12 protein-coding genes and 1 riboswitch are annotated in these 14,086 nt (G+C 62.4%); of the genes, 8 read left to right on the forward strand and 4 right to left on the reverse strand.

The window, feature by feature from the left end; genetic code table 11:
* Positions 1-104 precede the first annotated feature (104 nt).
* The 3 genes from ACI5GA_RS28485 (at position 105) to nfuA (ending at position 4,468) form a co-directional block, all read left to right on the forward strand.
* Positions 105-2,420: a fatty acid cis/trans isomerase gene (locus ACI5GA_RS28485; protein WP_421425291.1), complete on the forward strand. Its 2,316-nt coding sequence runs from the start codon at positions 105-107 to the stop codon at positions 2,418-2,420.
* 334 nt (positions 2,421-2,754) lie between these two features.
* Positions 2,755-3,777, forward strand: a complete 1,023-nt coding sequence (locus ACI5GA_RS28490; RefSeq protein ID WP_421425293.1) for an acyltransferase family protein — start codon at positions 2,755-2,757, stop codon at positions 3,775-3,777.
* 97 nt (positions 3,778-3,874) lie between these two features.
* Positions 3,875-4,468, forward strand: a complete 594-nt coding sequence (gene nfuA / locus ACI5GA_RS28495) for a Fe-S biogenesis protein NfuA (protein ID WP_404638170.1) — start codon at positions 3,875-3,877, stop codon at positions 4,466-4,468.
* Positions 4,469-4,645: 177 nt separating this feature from the next.
* Here the strand turns inward: nfuA and cobM are convergent, their stop codons facing one another.
* The 4 genes from cobM to ACI5GA_RS28515 form a co-directional block, all read right to left on the reverse strand.
* Positions 4,646-5,392, reverse strand: coding sequence for a precorrin-4 C(11)-methyltransferase (gene cobM / locus ACI5GA_RS28500; RefSeq protein ID WP_404638168.1), 747 nt, complete (start codon positions 5,390-5,392; stop codon positions 4,646-4,648).
* A 67-nt stretch (positions 5,393-5,459) separates the two neighbouring features.
* Positions 5,460-5,882, reverse strand: a complete 423-nt coding sequence (locus tag ACI5GA_RS28505; protein ID WP_404638166.1) for a cobalamin biosynthesis protein — start codon at positions 5,880-5,882, stop codon at positions 5,460-5,462.
* Positions 5,879-6,598, reverse strand: coding sequence for a CbtA family protein (locus ACI5GA_RS28510; protein WP_404638164.1), 720 nt, complete (start codon positions 6,596-6,598; stop codon positions 5,879-5,881). Before ACI5GA_RS28510 ends, ACI5GA_RS28505 begins: the two co-directional genes overlap by 4 nt.
* An 11-nt stretch (positions 6,599-6,609) precedes the next feature.
* Positions 6,610-6,795: a CbtB domain-containing protein gene (locus ACI5GA_RS28515; protein ID WP_404638162.1), complete on the reverse strand. Its 186-nt coding sequence runs from the start codon at positions 6,793-6,795 to the stop codon at positions 6,610-6,612.
* A 96-nt stretch (positions 6,796-6,891) separates the two neighbouring features.
* Positions 6,892-7,106, reverse strand: a riboswitch (cobalamin riboswitch).
* Between the two features lie 210 nt (positions 7,107-7,316).
* On the opposite strand from ACI5GA_RS28515, the gene ACI5GA_RS28520 reads away from it, so the two are divergent.
* The 5 genes from ACI5GA_RS28520 (at position 7,317) to ACI5GA_RS28540 (ending at position 13,840) form a co-directional block, all read left to right on the forward strand.
* Entirely contained in the window at positions 7,317-9,002 is a 1,686-nt protein-coding gene (locus ACI5GA_RS28520) for an ABC transporter substrate-binding protein (RefSeq protein WP_421425297.1), read from the forward strand.
* Positions 8,999-9,988, forward strand: a complete 990-nt coding sequence (locus ACI5GA_RS28525; protein WP_421425298.1) for an ABC transporter permease — start codon at positions 8,999-9,001, stop codon at positions 9,986-9,988. Before ACI5GA_RS28520 ends, ACI5GA_RS28525 begins: the two co-directional genes overlap by 4 nt.
* Complete coding sequence (locus ACI5GA_RS28530; protein ID WP_421425300.1) at positions 9,988-10,851, forward strand: ABC transporter permease; 864 nt, start codon at positions 9,988-9,990, stop codon at positions 10,849-10,851. The genes ACI5GA_RS28525 and ACI5GA_RS28530 overlap by 1 nt, the downstream gene beginning before the upstream one ends.
* The gene (locus ACI5GA_RS28535) at positions 10,848-12,563 is read left to right on the forward strand and encodes a dipeptide ABC transporter ATP-binding protein (protein WP_421425302.1); all 1,716 of its coding nucleotides are present in this window, start codon (positions 10,848-10,850) and stop codon (positions 12,561-12,563) included. Before ACI5GA_RS28530 ends, ACI5GA_RS28535 begins: the two co-directional genes overlap by 4 nt.
* 68 nt (positions 12,564-12,631) lie before the next feature.
* Positions 12,632-13,840 carry an acyl-CoA dehydrogenase family protein gene (locus ACI5GA_RS28540; RefSeq protein ID WP_421425305.1) on the forward strand — a complete coding sequence of 403 codons (1,209 nt, stop codon included), beginning with the start codon at positions 12,632-12,634 and terminating at the stop codon, positions 13,838-13,840.
* Positions 13,841-14,086 lie beyond the last annotated feature (246 nt).

Genomic DNA, 14,086 nt, shown 5'->3' on the forward strand with positions numbered 1-14,086 from the left:
CGCTTTTAAACCGTGGCGCGATTTAGATGAATTCTGTTCATGTTGATGGCCGCTCGCCACGGGTAGAATCGTTTCCGGTCTTTTCTCTTCAGGACGTCCGTTCCATGTTGCGTCGCGTGTTCGCCACAGCCTTGGCTGTTTTCTTTTGCGGTGCAGCGTTCGCGCAGTCACCCCTTGCGTCATCCACCATTCCCCATCCGGCCATTTCCTACAGCCGTGACATTCAACCGATCTTCACCGAGAAGTGTGTGGCCTGCCATGCCTGCAATGATGCGGCCTGCCAGTTGAATCTGGGCAGTGGCGAGGGTGTGTTGCGCGGGGCGTCCAAGGTGCCGGTGTATCAGGGCGAGCGCAGCAAGGCCATCGCCCCGACGCGGATTTTTTACGACGCCGAAGGCCCGGAAGAATGGCGCAAGAAGGGCTTCTATTCGGTGCTCGACGGCCAGAGCAATCAGGCGGCGCTGATGGCCCGCATGCTGGAATTCGGTCACAGCACCCCGCTGGTGCCCAACGCCAAGCTGCCGGATGACATCGTGCTGGGCCTCAATCGCGAGAACATGTGCCCACTGCCGCAAGAGTTCGACGGCTACGCTGCATCGCACCCGCGCCAAGGCATGCCGCTGGCGGTCACTGGGCTGACCGAGGCGCAATACAACACCCTGCAAAGCTGGCTGGCGGCAGGTGCACCGGTGGAGCAATCCCCGGTGCAGCCCAGTGCGGGCGAGGCGGCGCAAATCACCGAGTGGGAAAACCTGTTCAACCGTCCCGGTTCGACCGAGGCCCTGGTCGCCCGCTGGCTGTATGAGCACCTGTTCCTGGCCCACATCTATTTCACCGGTGGCGAACCGGGGCATTTCTTCCAGTGGGTGCGTTCGCGCACGCCAGGTGGCCAGCCGGTCGATCTGATCGCCACCCGCCGCCCCGATGATGACCCGGGCACCACCTTTTACTACCGTCTGATGCCGGTGCAGGGCGTCATCGTGCACAAGACCCACATCACTTACCCAATGGGGCCGGACAAGCTGGCGCGGGTCAAGCAACTGTTCTACAGCGGCGACTGGCATGCCACCGAACTGCCGGGCTACGGCCCGCAGCGCCGTGCGAACCCGTTCGACACCTTCAAGGAAATCCCGGCAGTGGCGCGTTACCAGTTCATGCTGGATAACGCCGAATACTTCGTGCGCACTTTCATTCGCGGGCCGGTGTGCCGTGGCCAGATCGCCACCGACGTCATCCGCGACCACTTCTGGGCGCTGTTCCAGGAGCCGGCCCACGACCGCTACATCACCGATGCGGCGTACCGCGCCAAGGCCACGCCCTTGCTGGCGATGCCGGGGCAGAATGACGACGTGGGCAGCGTGCTGAGCCTATGGCTCGATTACCGCAACAAGCGCAACGCCTATGAAGACCTGCGCAGCGACGCCTATGCGCACATGCCGCCACCGGGCTGGGCCACGCTGTGGGCGGGCAACGACAATGCCTTGCTGACCATCTTCCGCCACTTCGACAGCGCGACCGTCAACAAAGGGCTGATTGGCGATTTGCCGACCACAGTCTGGCTGTTCGACTACCCGCTGCTGGAGCGCACCTATTACCAGCTGGTGGTGAACTTCGACGTCTACGGCAACGTCTCGCATCAGGTGCAGACCCGTCTGTATTTCGACCTGATCCGCAATGGCGCCGAGGTCAACTTCCTGCGCCTGATGCCGGCCGACAAGCGGGATGACATCTTGGGCAGTTGGTACCAGAACAGCGGCAAGGTGAAGATGTGGATGGACTATCAGGCCATCGACGACGACACGCCGACCGGCATGAAACTGGACGAGAAAGACCCCGAACGCGACTTCCAGCGCAAATTGATCGAGCGCGCCGGGACCCTCAACGTCGCGCCAGACCCGATCAACCGTTGCTCGGGTGCCTACTGCTCCAGACCGGGCATCGGACCAGTGTTCAGCGACGTGGAACAGGCACTGAGTCGTCTGGTGTCGCGCCCGGCGGCGGGGCTGAAAGTGATCAATCAACTGCCGGAGGCCACTCTGCTGCGGATTCAGGATGGCAACGGCAGACGGATCGTCTACAGCATGCTGCGCAACCGTGCCCACACCAACGTGGCGTTCTTGCTGGGCGAGGCATACCGCTATGAACCGGGGCTGGACAACCTGACCATCTATCCGGGCGTGCTGACCAGTTACCCGAACTTTATCTTCAACATTCCGGCCAATGACGTCAGCGCGTTTGTCGATGCGATGGAGAAAGCCCACGATCACAAGGAAGCGTTCGAGAAAATCGTCGAGCGTTGGGGTGTTCGCCGTAGCAACCCGCAGTTCTGGATGTATTTCCATGATCTGGACCGCTACATTCAGGAGACCGAACCGCAGGAGGCGGGGGTGTTGGATATGAATCGGTATGAGAACCTTTAAGCGGAGCTATTGACTGTACGTGGTCACCTTGTGGGAGCCGGCTTGCTGGCGAACGCGTTGGATCAGAGACGAATGAGTCAACTGACAGAATGCATTGGCCAACAAGCCGACTTCCACAAGATTTGTGTCTGCCAGTACATAGCGCTCGCTCCTGTCTACACGGGTCAAACCCCGAAAACCCTTATAGAACATGGCCTGCAGCCATTATGCAGCCCGTCAGTCCCCGCGAACCTTTTGCCAAACACCGACTCGGACCCTGTGAGTCGCCCGTCGATGCCAGGCCTTTTTTGAGGCCCGGAATGTGGGTCAAACCGGTGTAAGCAAGAGGTTGCAGATGTTGATTTCGGTTCAAGCCCTGCGGGCACTCGCCGCGTGGGTCGTTGTGTGTCACCACTTCATGCAGATTTTTTTCGACTTCCATCCCAGCGGCCCGATTGGCCGCTTTTTTACCGAGAAAGGCGCCGTGGGCGTCGACATCTTCTTCGTCATCAGCGGCCTGGTGATCTACCTGTCCACCGTGGACAAGGACATTCCCGTCGGGCGCTTCATGCTCAATCGCATCATCCGGATCGTCCCGGCGTACTGGCTGTACACGCTGGTGATGGGGCTGTTGGTGGTGGTCGCTCATCCACTGTTGCCCCATCAAGTGGTGGACTGGCAAAGCTTCATTCTCTCGTTGTTGTTCATCCCTTCGGAAAACCCCGGCGGTTATGGGCTGTACCCCACGCTGAACGTCGGCTGGACGCTGAACTACGAAATGCTGTTCTACGTGCTGTTTTCGATGGTGTTCCTGTTCCAGCAACGCTTGCGTCCGCTGATCATCGCCGCCGCGTTGTTTGCGGTGACGGACGTACTGGGGCGTTCAGGGCTGGTCAGTCGGTTCTACGCCAACGACATCGTGTACGAATTCCTGCTCGGTATTGGCGTCGGGGTCATGTATCGCCGTGGCTGGATCACCGAGCGGCTGTGGTTGCCGCTGTTGGCCATCGGCGGCGCGCTGCTGGCGATCAAGCAATTGCCACCCGACATCCGCATCATCAACTGGGGCTTGCCGAGCGCGGTGATCGTGGTGGCGTGTATTTCACTGGAGCCGTACTTGCGTGGCAGCAAATTGCTGAAAACCATGGGCGACTGTTCGTACTCGGTCTACCTGCTGCACGTGCTGGTGTTATACGGCGGCTGGCTGGCGAGCGAACGTTATCGCCTGAATCCGTACGTCGCGTTTGCGGTCTGCGTGCCAGTGATCGCGCTGGGCGCCTGGCTGAGTTACGAATGGATCGAGAAGGGGCTGTACCGGCGCATGAAAGGCTGGCTGGACAATCGGCGGGCGGCGAAGGAAGAGGCGGCACTGTCCTGAGGTTTTTTATCGGGGTTATTACCCGAGTGAATTACTAGGACTTTGTCAGTTGCCGTGGAATGGCGTAAACTCCGCCCCACGTCTGCGAGGAATTTTCATGACCGCTATTACTATTACCGATGCCGCCCACGATTACCTGGCCGATCTGCTGCAAAAGCAGAACACCCCCGGCATCGGCATCCGCGTGTTTATTACCCAACCTGGCACCCAATACGCTGAAACCTGTATTGCTTACTGCAAGCCGGGCGAAGAAAAACCGGAAGACAAGGCCATCGGCCTGAAGAGCTTCACCGCCTGGATCGACTCGTTCAGCGAAGCCTTCCTGGAAGACGCCGTGGTGGATTACGCCACGGACCGCATGGGCGGTCAACTGACGATCAAGGCACCGAACGCCAAAGTGCCCATGGTCAGCGCCGACAGCCCGATCAACGAGCGCATCAATTACTACCTGCAGACCGAGATCAACCCCGGTCTGGCAAGCCACGGCGGGCAGGTCACGCTGATCGACGTGGTCGAGGAAGACGACCAGAACATCGCCGTGCTGCAATTCGGTGGTGGTTGCCAAGGCTGCGGTCAGGCCGACGTGACCCTCAAGGAAGGCATCGAGCGTACTCTGCTTGAGCGCATCCCGGAGCTGTCGGGCGTGCGTGACGTGACCGACCACACGCAGAAAGAGAACGCTTACTACTAAGCGCTTCTGTTTCAGCAAAAAGCCCCGAATTTTCGGGGCTTTTTTGTGAGGCCCAGGATCCGGCGCGCGTTAATTGTGGGAGCCGGCTTGCTGGCGAATGCGGTGTATCAGTGACTTGGAGGTGGCTGACACTCCGCTTTCGCCAGCAGGCCGGCTCCCACAGGGTGTACGTCATGCTCAAGGGCGGAATATGTGGGCATGACCCGCCCGATACAACGACGACTCCCCAAACACATCATTCCCCAGCACGCGCCCCACCAGAATCAATGCCGTGCGACGAAAGCCTTTGTTCCGCACCTTCTCCTCAATATCAGCCAACGTCCCCAGCGCCCAGTCCTGATCCGGCCAACTGGCGCGATGGATCACCGCAATCGGGCAATCCACGCCGTAGTGCGGGGTCAGTTCGGCGACGATCTTACCCAGATGGTTGACCCCCAGGTGAATCGCCATGGTCGCTTTATGCCGCGCCAGTTCGTGCAGTTCTTCGCCTTCGGGCATGGCCGTCTTATCGGCGTAGCGGGTCAGGATCACACTCTGAGAGATATCCGGCAGGGTCAGTTCAGTGCCGAGCAGGGCTGCGCACGCTGCCGTCGCAGTGACGCCGGGGATGATCTCGAACGGGATGCTCAGCTCACGCAGGCAGCGAATTTGTTCACCGATGGCGCCATACAGGCTCGGATCGCCCGAGTGCACACGAGCGACATCCTGGCCTTTTGCATGAGCGGATTTCATCAAGGCGATGATCTGTTCCAAGTGCAATTCGGCGCTGTTGACCACTTGCAGCGCGTGATGCCCCTCAAGCACGGCTTCCGGAACCAGCGATCCTGCATAGATGATCACCGGACAATTGCGAATCAGACGCTGACCTTTGACGGTGATCAGGTCAGGGTCGCCGGGACCTGCGCCGATGAAGAAGACAGTCATTAGAACTCCGGAGTTCAGAACGGGTGATGGCCTGTGGGAGTGCGTTTAAAAAGGGATAACCAAACCATCAAAGGGTGCGCAAGCTACCGGCCAGGGCGAATGTGGCGCGCGAACTGTTGCGCCGTTCAATCATCAATGTGGCAGCGCCGTCACCCAACTGAGCCGCCAGCGCCAGCGCCGCGCTTTCCGCGACGCCGTAACACCCCGTGTTATCGAAAGCGATCTGCGAGCGATGACTCAACCGGGGCTCGAACACCGCCAACTGCTCAGCGCTGAAAAAAGTCAGTGGCAACGCCAGTTGTTCAGCCAGCTCCAGCAACCCGGCCTCATTCGACTTGCTGTCAATGGAGGCCAGGGCGGTAATGTCGGACAGGGCCAGTCGATGCTCCAGCAGCGTCACCTCGATCAGTCCCATCAGCACCGAAACCGGACAGCCGCTTTGGCAACCCAGGCCGATCACGAGGATCGGCCGTTGACGGCCTGCACTCATACGGCGTGATTGAGGCCGGCTTGGGTTTGGCGTGCATCGTAACGACGGAACAACCAGGCGCTGATCAGGCCCATGGCTATCCAGAACACCGCGTTGGTGAGTTGAGAAGCGATCTTGAACTGCGCTTCCAGTGCTTCAGGCGCCAAAGCCGAATGCACCGCGGGTTGTGGCGCACCGATCAGATGGGGCACCACCAGAATCGCTGCCCCCAACACTTTCAGCAGCGCGTTGTGAGCGAACACGATCAGCGCCAGCCCCACGGCGGTCGAGGCGGCGGTGCCAATCCACCAGGTCTGTCGAAGCGTCAGGTCGGCAGCCGCAGTGCCCGGCAGCTCTGGCGGCAGGCCCAGGGTGGGCGCCAGCACGAACACCGCATAACCGGCCAGCCCCCACAATGCGCCCTGACGCACGCTGCCCGGCGCGCGCAAGGTATAGAGGGCCGCCAGCATCAGCGAGAAACCAACCGCGACCACCAGGTTGCCACCCGTGGTAGACAGCACGCGCTGCCAGCCATCTTCTGGCTCCCAGGCTTCTTCGTCGTGGACGTGGCCGACCATGGCACCGTCGGCGTGTTCGTGCATTTCGGCCGCCGGGGCCTTTTCATAGGTCTCGGCCTGAAGAATCAGCGGCGCGACCCAGAAGCTTTGCAGCAGGGTCAGCAGGAGGGCGGCGAGCAATCCGGTGAATCCGGCCGTTTGAGCGATGCGCTTGAACATGACGGCAGGCCTCAGTGGCAAGGGAAAGCGGCGCTGTGACGGGTGTCGTGCGCGGCGTTGTGCACGGCGGCAATGTGCGAGAAACCGGCGAAGTAGACCAGACACGCGCCGAGAATCATCGCGCTGATCGCGGCGGTCAGGCGCTGGGTCTGAGTCTGGGTGGTGCTGGCGGTATGGCTGGTTGTGCTGATCGACATGGCGCTTCCCTTGATATCGAGGCGTGGGGAAGGCGCAAGCAGGCCACTGACGAACGTCAGTCGCGAACTCAACAGCGCCCGCCCACCGCGGGTTTGTTAGGTGTCAATTGTCGGGCCGGTCTCCGGGCTTGCGAGGGGCATTGAACATGCCTGCAAGAATCGCCTTCCCATATCGCTGACCGACACAGTGGATCTGACTCTTCGCTCGCTTACCGTTGCGGGGGCAGCGCCGGACTTGCGCAGATTCAAGGTCTGCACGCACCGGTTTCCCGTTTCACCTTGTGAAGGGCACCCGTAACAAGGCGTGTAGGAGAGCATGGCGAAGGGCGGTAGTCAATTACGGCTGCCGATTCGATGCCGCCCCGCTAGCCACTCGCCCGGGCTGTTGCTCAGCCAACACCCGACACACAGATTGTCGCCCCCGAGGCTCTGTTTCGTCCCTGAGCCCCGTATTTACGGGCGTTCAAACCCGGCATGCCTCGTGCAATGGCCCTGTTCCCGGACTAGAGGCATCAGGACCCATGCGAGAACCCGCCCCGTATTTGCGACTCCCCGGCAGCCGATCACGGTCGCTGCTCAAGACCCCGCCCATTGTGGGCATCGCTGCGTTGTGTGGCCTGTTGATCGGTTGCGGCCAAGGCACGTCCACCGTGGCGCGCAGTGACAAGCCCGTCAGTGGCGGCACGCTGGTGTACGCCACTGATCGCGAACCCACCTGCCTCGATCCTCATGTGGCGGGCGACATGCCGCAGGTGTTCATCGGGCAGCAGTATCTGGATTCGTTGGTGTCGATGGACGCCGACGGGCGCATCGGCCCGTGGCTGGCCACATCGTGGGAGGTCTCGGACGACGGCCTGACTTACACCTTCCATTTACGCAATGACGTGCATTTCACCGACGGCACGCCGTTCAACGCGGCGGCGGTCAAGGCCAACCTCGATCACATGGCCAACCCGAAAACCCAGTCGAGCACGGCGGGCGGTTACATCCGCCAGTACCGCAGCACTGATGTGATCGATGATCAGACCGCTGTGGTTCATCTGGCCACGCCTTACGCGGCGTTTCTGGAGGTATTGGCGCAAGGATTTCTCGGCATTGAATCGCCCACAGCGTTGCAGCGCCCGCGGGACGTGAACTGTGAAAGCCCGGTCGGCAGTGGCCCGTTCAAGGTGGTGCGCTGGGATCGGCAGAGCCAGGTCGAACTGGTGCGCAACCCGGATTACAACTGGGCGCCGCCGACGGCCAAACATCAGGGACCGGCGTGGCTGGATCGCATCGTCTGGAAGTTCATTCAGGAGCCGTCGGTACGCTTTGCCTCGTTGCAGGCGGGCGAGGTGGACGTGATCGAGGCGCTGCCGCCGGAATCCCACGAAGCGGCCCGACGCAATCCGGACCTGCAACTGATCATCGCTCAGCGCCCCGGCAACCCTACCAACGGCACGCTGAACATCACCCGCGCGCCGTTCGATGATCTGCGGGTGCGTGAAGCCTTCGTGCGCAGCGCCGACATCGAAGGCGCGCTGAAGAGCGTGTACTTCAACGAGTTTCCAAGGGCGGGCGGTCCGCTGAGCCCGGCGACGCGTTTCTATAGCCCGGACTTCCAGCATGCGCAGGATTACGACCCGGCCAAGGCCGCGCAGTTGCTGGATCAGGCGGGTTGGACCGGCCGGGACAGCGACGGCTATCGGACCAAGGACGGCAAGCGCCTGCAAGTCCATGTGGTGATGGGCAACCGCACACCCCCTTCGGAATTCACCCTGTGGGAGCAGGTCCAGGCCACCACTCGACAAGCCGGTTTCGAGCTGATCGTCGAACAGATGAGTGACGTGCAAGCCACCAAACGCCAGGCGGACTGGGATTACGACATTCGTCTGGGCTACTGGAACACCAACACCGCTGACGTGCTGCGGATTATCTTCGGCAGCGAATTCATTCGTCCGGCAGGCGTGGGTGGCTATCACCAGAACACCGCCGGTTTCAGCGATCCGGCCTTCGATGCGTTGATTCAGCAGGCCCTGGCCACCCAGGACCCGGATCAGCGTCGGGTGTTGTACTACAAGGCCCAGCAGATCGCGTCGAGCCAATACCTGCAACTGACCACCTACCCGCAAAGCACACGGCTGGGCATCTACAAGACCACGCAAGGTGTGCGTCTGGAGACCTCGCTGGCGGTGACTTACCTCTACGACGCCTGGGTGAACAAATGACACACGCAGTCTTGAGCAATGAACTGAGCAGCCCCCGGCGCGAGCGGCTGCACAAACTGGGACGGCGGGCGTTATGGCGCCTGGCGGGGGGCATTCTGGTGTTGTGGGCCGTGGCAACGCTGACCTTCTTCGCCTTGCGCCTGATGCCGGGTGATCCGGTGCTGGCCATTCTGGGTGGCCCCAGCGGCAACCCGACCCCGGAGGCCATTGCTGAAGCCACCCGTGAATACGGCCTCGACAAGCCGCTGGCGGCCCAATACGGCCTGTACTTGGGTCGCTTGGTGCAGGGCGATCTCGGCGTGTCCTATTCCCAGCATTTGCCGGTGACACGCGTGCTGGCCGAGCAATCCTGGCCGACTTTGGAACTGACGTTCAGCTCGTTGGCGCTGGCGTGGTTGCTGGTACTGGCATTGACGGTGCTGACCGCCGGGCGTCGTCGCTGGGTGGGCAGCCTGGCGTCGCTGGCGGAAACCCTGTCCGCCGCATTGCCGCATTTCTGGCTGGGCATTCTGCTGCTGGCGGTGTTTGCCTTTGGCTTGCGTTGGTTTCCTCCGGCGGGCAGCGACGGCTGGCGCACGCTGGTGCTGCCGTCCTTCGCGCTGGCGATTCCGCTGGCGGGCTTCATCGCTCAGGTCACCCGCGAGTCGCTGGACCTGACCCTCGATCAACCCTTCGTGCTCACGGCCAGAACCCGGGGCATGAGCGACATCAAGGTGCGCTTCAAGCACGCGTTGCGCCACGCGGTACTGCCCGGCATTTCGCTGTCGGGCTGGGCCATCGGTGCGCTGATCAGCGGGGCGGTGGTGATCGAAGTGATCTTCTCCCGCAAGGGTCTCGGGCGTCAGTTGTATCAGGCCGTACAGGCCCAGGACTTGCCATTGACCATCGGCATCAGCCTGGTGGTCGCCGCCGGTTACGTGCTGGCCAACATCCTCGTCGACCTGCTGTACCTCTGGGTCGACCCACGCCAACAGGGGCAAGCGTGATGAGCGAACTGACATTGAATACGCCGCTGCCCGCCGTTCGTGTGCAACGTACGGCGCGTAAGCTACGGCCGGGGCCATTGCTGGCCATTTCTTTTCTGCTGCTGGTGATTGTCGCGGCCATCGTGCCGCAGCTATTCGCCCACAGCGACCCGCTGGCCATCGTGCCTCGCGACGCGTTTCACCCACCGAGCTGGGCGCACTGGTTCGGCACCGATCAATCCGGGCGCGACATCTTTTCTCGGGTTATTCATGGTACTCGCCAGTCGCTGTTCATCGGTCTGGCGGCCACGGCGATTGCGATGAGCATCGCCATCGTTCTGGGCCTGCTCGGCGGTCTCGGCGGGGCGCGCCTCGACCGGGGCGTAGGCTGGTTGCTGGAGGTGCTGTTTGCCTTTCCGAGCCTGATTCTGGCGCTGCTGTTCGTGGCGATTTTCGGCAGTGGCATCGGCCCGCTGATCGTTGCCACGGGGTTGGGCGGTGCGCCGGGGTATGCGCGGATGGTGCGTGGTCAGGTCCTCGCTGTGCGTAACGCCGGTTACATCGAGTCGGCCAAGGCGCTGGGGCACCCGACAGGGCGCATCATCGCCCGGCAACTGCTGCCCAACGCAATGCGGCCTTTGATCGTGACCCTGACCATGGGCGTCGGTCAGGCCATCGTCTGGGCGTCGGCCTTGAGCTTTCTGGGGCTGGGCGCTCGTCCCCCGGCGCCGGAATGGGGAACCATGCTGTCCATGGGCCGTGACTTCATCGCCAACGCTTGGTGGCTGACGTTCTTCCCCGGCCTGTTCATCGTGCTGACCACGTTGTCGACCACGGTCGCCGGTCGCTATCTGCAACAACGTCTGGAGGGCCGCCTGTCATGAGCGAGCAGAAACGTTTGATCGTCGAAGGGCTGTCCATCGAGTTCGCCGGGCAGTCGGTGGTGCGCAACCTTTCCTTCACCCTTGAGCCGGGCAAAACCCTGGCGCTGGTGGGCGAATCCGGTTCGGGCAAAAGCGTCACCGCCCGCAGCCTGATCGGATTGGCGGGTGAGGGCGCCCGTATCACTGCGCGCAGGCTGAGTTACGCCGGGCAGGACCTGCTGAACCTGTCGGAACGTGGCTGGCGCGACCTGCGCGGCAAAGACATCGGCTTTGTGTTGCAGGATGCGCTGGTGTCGCTGGACCCGCTGCGTCCCGTGGGCAAAGAAATCCTGGAAGTGCTGGAAACCCACCGCTGGGGAGATCGCGCCAGCCGCGCAGAACGGGTCATCGAACTGCTAGAAACCGTGGGCGTGCCCGAACCGCGCTTGCGTGCCCGTCAGCGCCCTGATCAGCTTTCCGGCGGCTTGCGTCAGCGCGCTTTGATCGCCAGCGCGTTGGCCTTGAACCCGGGGTTGGTCATCGCCGACGAGCCGACCACGGCACTGGATGCCACGGTGCAGGCGCAGATTCTTGAAGTGCTGCAACAGATCAAGGCGCGAGGCGATTCGCTGCTGATCATCAGCCATGACCTGGCGGTGGTGGCGCAACTGGCCGATGAGGTGCTGGTGTTGCGCCACGGGGATGTGGTCGAGCAGGGGCCGACGGATCAGGTGCTGCGCAATCCACGTCACGCGTACACCCGTTCGTTGCTCGATGCTGTGCCCGCCGAACATGCGCGAGGCACCCGGTTGTCGCCAGATGGCGGGCAACAGCCAGTCGCGCGGCGTTCGGCATCCGATGCGCCCGTGCTGCTCAAGGCCGAAGGTCTGGGCAAGCGCTACGTCGGCCCGGACCAGCAAGTTCGGCAGGTGGTCGACGGCGTCGGCTTTGAACTGCGCGCGGGACGCACGTTGGGCATCGTCGGAGAGTCCGGTTCCGGCAAAACCACTGTGGCGCGTATCGCACTGGGCTTGCTGGAGCCTGATGCCGGTGCCGTACAGTTTCTCGACATCCCGTGGTCGGTGGCGGGCAAGGGGCGCGTCGAAGAGCGGACTCGGCGTCTGCACCGTCGCGACATCAGCGTGATCTATCAGGACCCGCTCAGTTCGTTCGACCCGCGCTGGAGCGTAGGGCAGATTCTGGCGGACGCACTGGACGTGGCGGGCGTGCCCTTCGAGCAACAACGCCCACGCATCGCGCAACTGCTACATCAAGTGCGCTTGCCCGTCGAACTCTCGACCCGTCGTCCGCTGCAGCTGTCCGGTGGGCAACGACAGCGCGTGGCCATTGCCCGGGCGATTGCCAGCAACCCGAAAGTGATCATTTGCGACGAGCCGGTCTCGGCGCTGGACGTGTCCGTGCAGGCGCAGGTGCTCGACCTGCTCGCCGACTTGCAAGCGTCTCTGGGGCTGGCCTACCTGTTCATCTCCCACGATCTGGGGGTGATTCGCCACGTCAGCGACGAGGTGCTGGTCATGCGCCACGGCAAGGTGGTGGAAAGTGCCGCCGTCGAAGCGCTGTTCGACCATCCGCAACACGAATACACCCGTCGTCTGCTGGGCGCCGTGCCGCGCCTGCCAGGTGCGGCGACCCCTTTGGTCGTCCCGCCGCTGGAACCGGAGAGCGAGGTGCTGCTCTTCGACGAATCTCGGCTGTGGAAGATCGCCATTTAGGTTCGCTTTCGGAACGTCGCCTTCAGAACTTTTTTTTCAGAACTTCTCCTTGGAACAAGGAACTGCCCATGAGTACGCTGTCTGCTGTCGCCCAACCCGCTGTGATCACGGTGGATGAACTCAACGCACGCCTGGACCGTCTGCTGCCGGAGATCGCCGCAGGCGCTGCGCAGCGTGAGCGCGAACGCCAACTGCCCTATGAAGCCGTGGCGCAACTGGCCAAGGCCGGGGTGTTCACGGCCCGTATTCCCACTCGCTTTGGCGGTGCGGGCGGTTCGGTCAGGGACGTGATCGCACTGCTGATCCGCATTGCCTCGGCGGACTCCAACGTGGCACAGGCCCTGCGTCCCGGCTTCGGCTTTGTCGAGGGGTTGTTGGCATCTAAGGCCGAAGGCGCAGATGCCGAGCGCGAGCGCTGGTTTGCGCGCTATCTGCACGGCGCGGTGGTGGGTAATGCCGGGTGGGAAATCGGCGGGGCGAACGGTTCGGTCAGCGCACGCATCGTGCGCGAGGGTGATCACTATCGGGCCTCCGGCAGCAAGTATTACAGCACCGGTTCGCTGTACGCCGACTGGGTCAGTGCGGTGGCGCTGGATGAGAACGAGCAGCCGGTGTCGTTCATCCTGCCTCGCGACCGTCAGGGGCTTGAATTGCTCGACGATTTCGATGCCATGGGTCAGCGTCTGACCGCCAGCGGCACGACGCACTTGCGCAACGTGCTGGTCAAGGCCGACGAGATTCGCACGCGCACGGTGGAAGAGGGCAAGCGGACCATCGTCACGCCGTTTCTGCAAGTGTTCCTCGCTGCGGTCAATGCCGGTATCGCCCGCAATGCGCTGAACGATGCCGTGAGTTTTGCCACGACCCATGCGCGGCCGATCAAGCACAGTACAGCCACGCGCTCGGTGGACGACCCCTATGTGGAATTGAGCGTGGGCGACGTTTCTGCTCGGGCGTTTACGGCCGAAGCGGTGGTCTTGCGCGCGGCAGAATCCATCGACCGGGCTTGGGTCGCGGGGCTGGATTCGGTGGCAGTGGATCAGGCGGCGGTCGATGTGGCGCAGGCGCAATACGTGGCGGCCGAGTCGGCGCTCAAGGCGGCGGAGTTAGTGTTCGATGTCGGCGGTGCCTCGACCACGGGGCGGGCTCACAACCTTGACCGACACTGGCGCAATGCACGCACAGTCTCCAATCACAACCCTCGCCACTGGAAGGCCGCGGCCGTCGGGGCCTGGCAGTTGAAGGGCACGCCACCGCCGACGTCCGGGTTGTTCTAAGGCCAAACGGCGACAGATAGATCGCGTTCGCCAGCAAGCCAGCTCCCACAATGGCTGCGTCGGAGCCTGGCCTCTTGTTCGACGCTTAACCTGTGGGAGATTCTATGTTGTCTGGTCAAGCGCCTTCGCCACCGGAGGCGGCTCCCACAATGACCGTGCCAGACCTGGGCGTTTTGTTCGACGCGATCCTTTTGGGAGCCGGCTTGCTGGCGAATGCGTGATATCTGCAACACATGGGGCGGCTGA

This window comes from Pseudomonas sp. Pseu.R1 (assembly GCF_045764065.1).
Classification (GTDB): Bacteria; Pseudomonadota; Gammaproteobacteria; order Pseudomonadales; family Pseudomonadaceae; genus Aquipseudomonas.

Coding starts and splice junctions, on each gene's coding strand:
- ACI5GA_RS28520 (WP_421425297.1), top strand. CDS start 7,317: ATGCGAGAACCCGCCCCGTATTTGCGACTCCCCGGCAGCCGATCACGG.
- ACI5GA_RS28530 (WP_421425300.1), top strand. CDS start 9,988: ATGAGCGAACTGACATTGAATACGCCGCTGCCCGCCGTTCGTGTGCAA.
- ACI5GA_RS28515 (WP_404638162.1), bottom strand. CDS start 6,795: ATGTCGATCAGCACAACCAGCCATACCGCCAGCACCACCCAGACTCAG.
- ACI5GA_RS28525 (WP_421425298.1), top strand. CDS start 8,999: ATGACACACGCAGTCTTGAGCAATGAACTGAGCAGCCCCCGGCGCGAG.
- ACI5GA_RS28485 (WP_421425291.1), top strand. CDS start 105: ATGTTGCGTCGCGTGTTCGCCACAGCCTTGGCTGTTTTCTTTTGCGGT.
- ACI5GA_RS28510 (WP_404638164.1), bottom strand. CDS start 6,598: ATGTTCAAGCGCATCGCTCAAACGGCCGGATTCACCGGATTGCTCGCC.
- nfuA (WP_404638170.1), top strand. CDS start 3,875: ATGACCGCTATTACTATTACCGATGCCGCCCACGATTACCTGGCCGAT.
- ACI5GA_RS28505 (WP_404638166.1), bottom strand. CDS start 5,882: ATGAGTGCAGGCCGTCAACGGCCGATCCTCGTGATCGGCCTGGGTTGC.
- ACI5GA_RS28540 (WP_421425305.1), top strand. CDS start 12,632: ATGAGTACGCTGTCTGCTGTCGCCCAACCCGCTGTGATCACGGTGGAT.
- ACI5GA_RS28490 (WP_421425293.1), top strand. CDS start 2,755: ATGTTGATTTCGGTTCAAGCCCTGCGGGCACTCGCCGCGTGGGTCGTT.
- ACI5GA_RS28535 (WP_421425302.1), top strand. CDS start 10,848: ATGAGCGAGCAGAAACGTTTGATCGTCGAAGGGCTGTCCATCGAGTTC.
- cobM (WP_404638168.1), bottom strand. CDS start 5,392: ATGACTGTCTTCTTCATCGGCGCAGGTCCCGGCGACCCTGACCTGATC.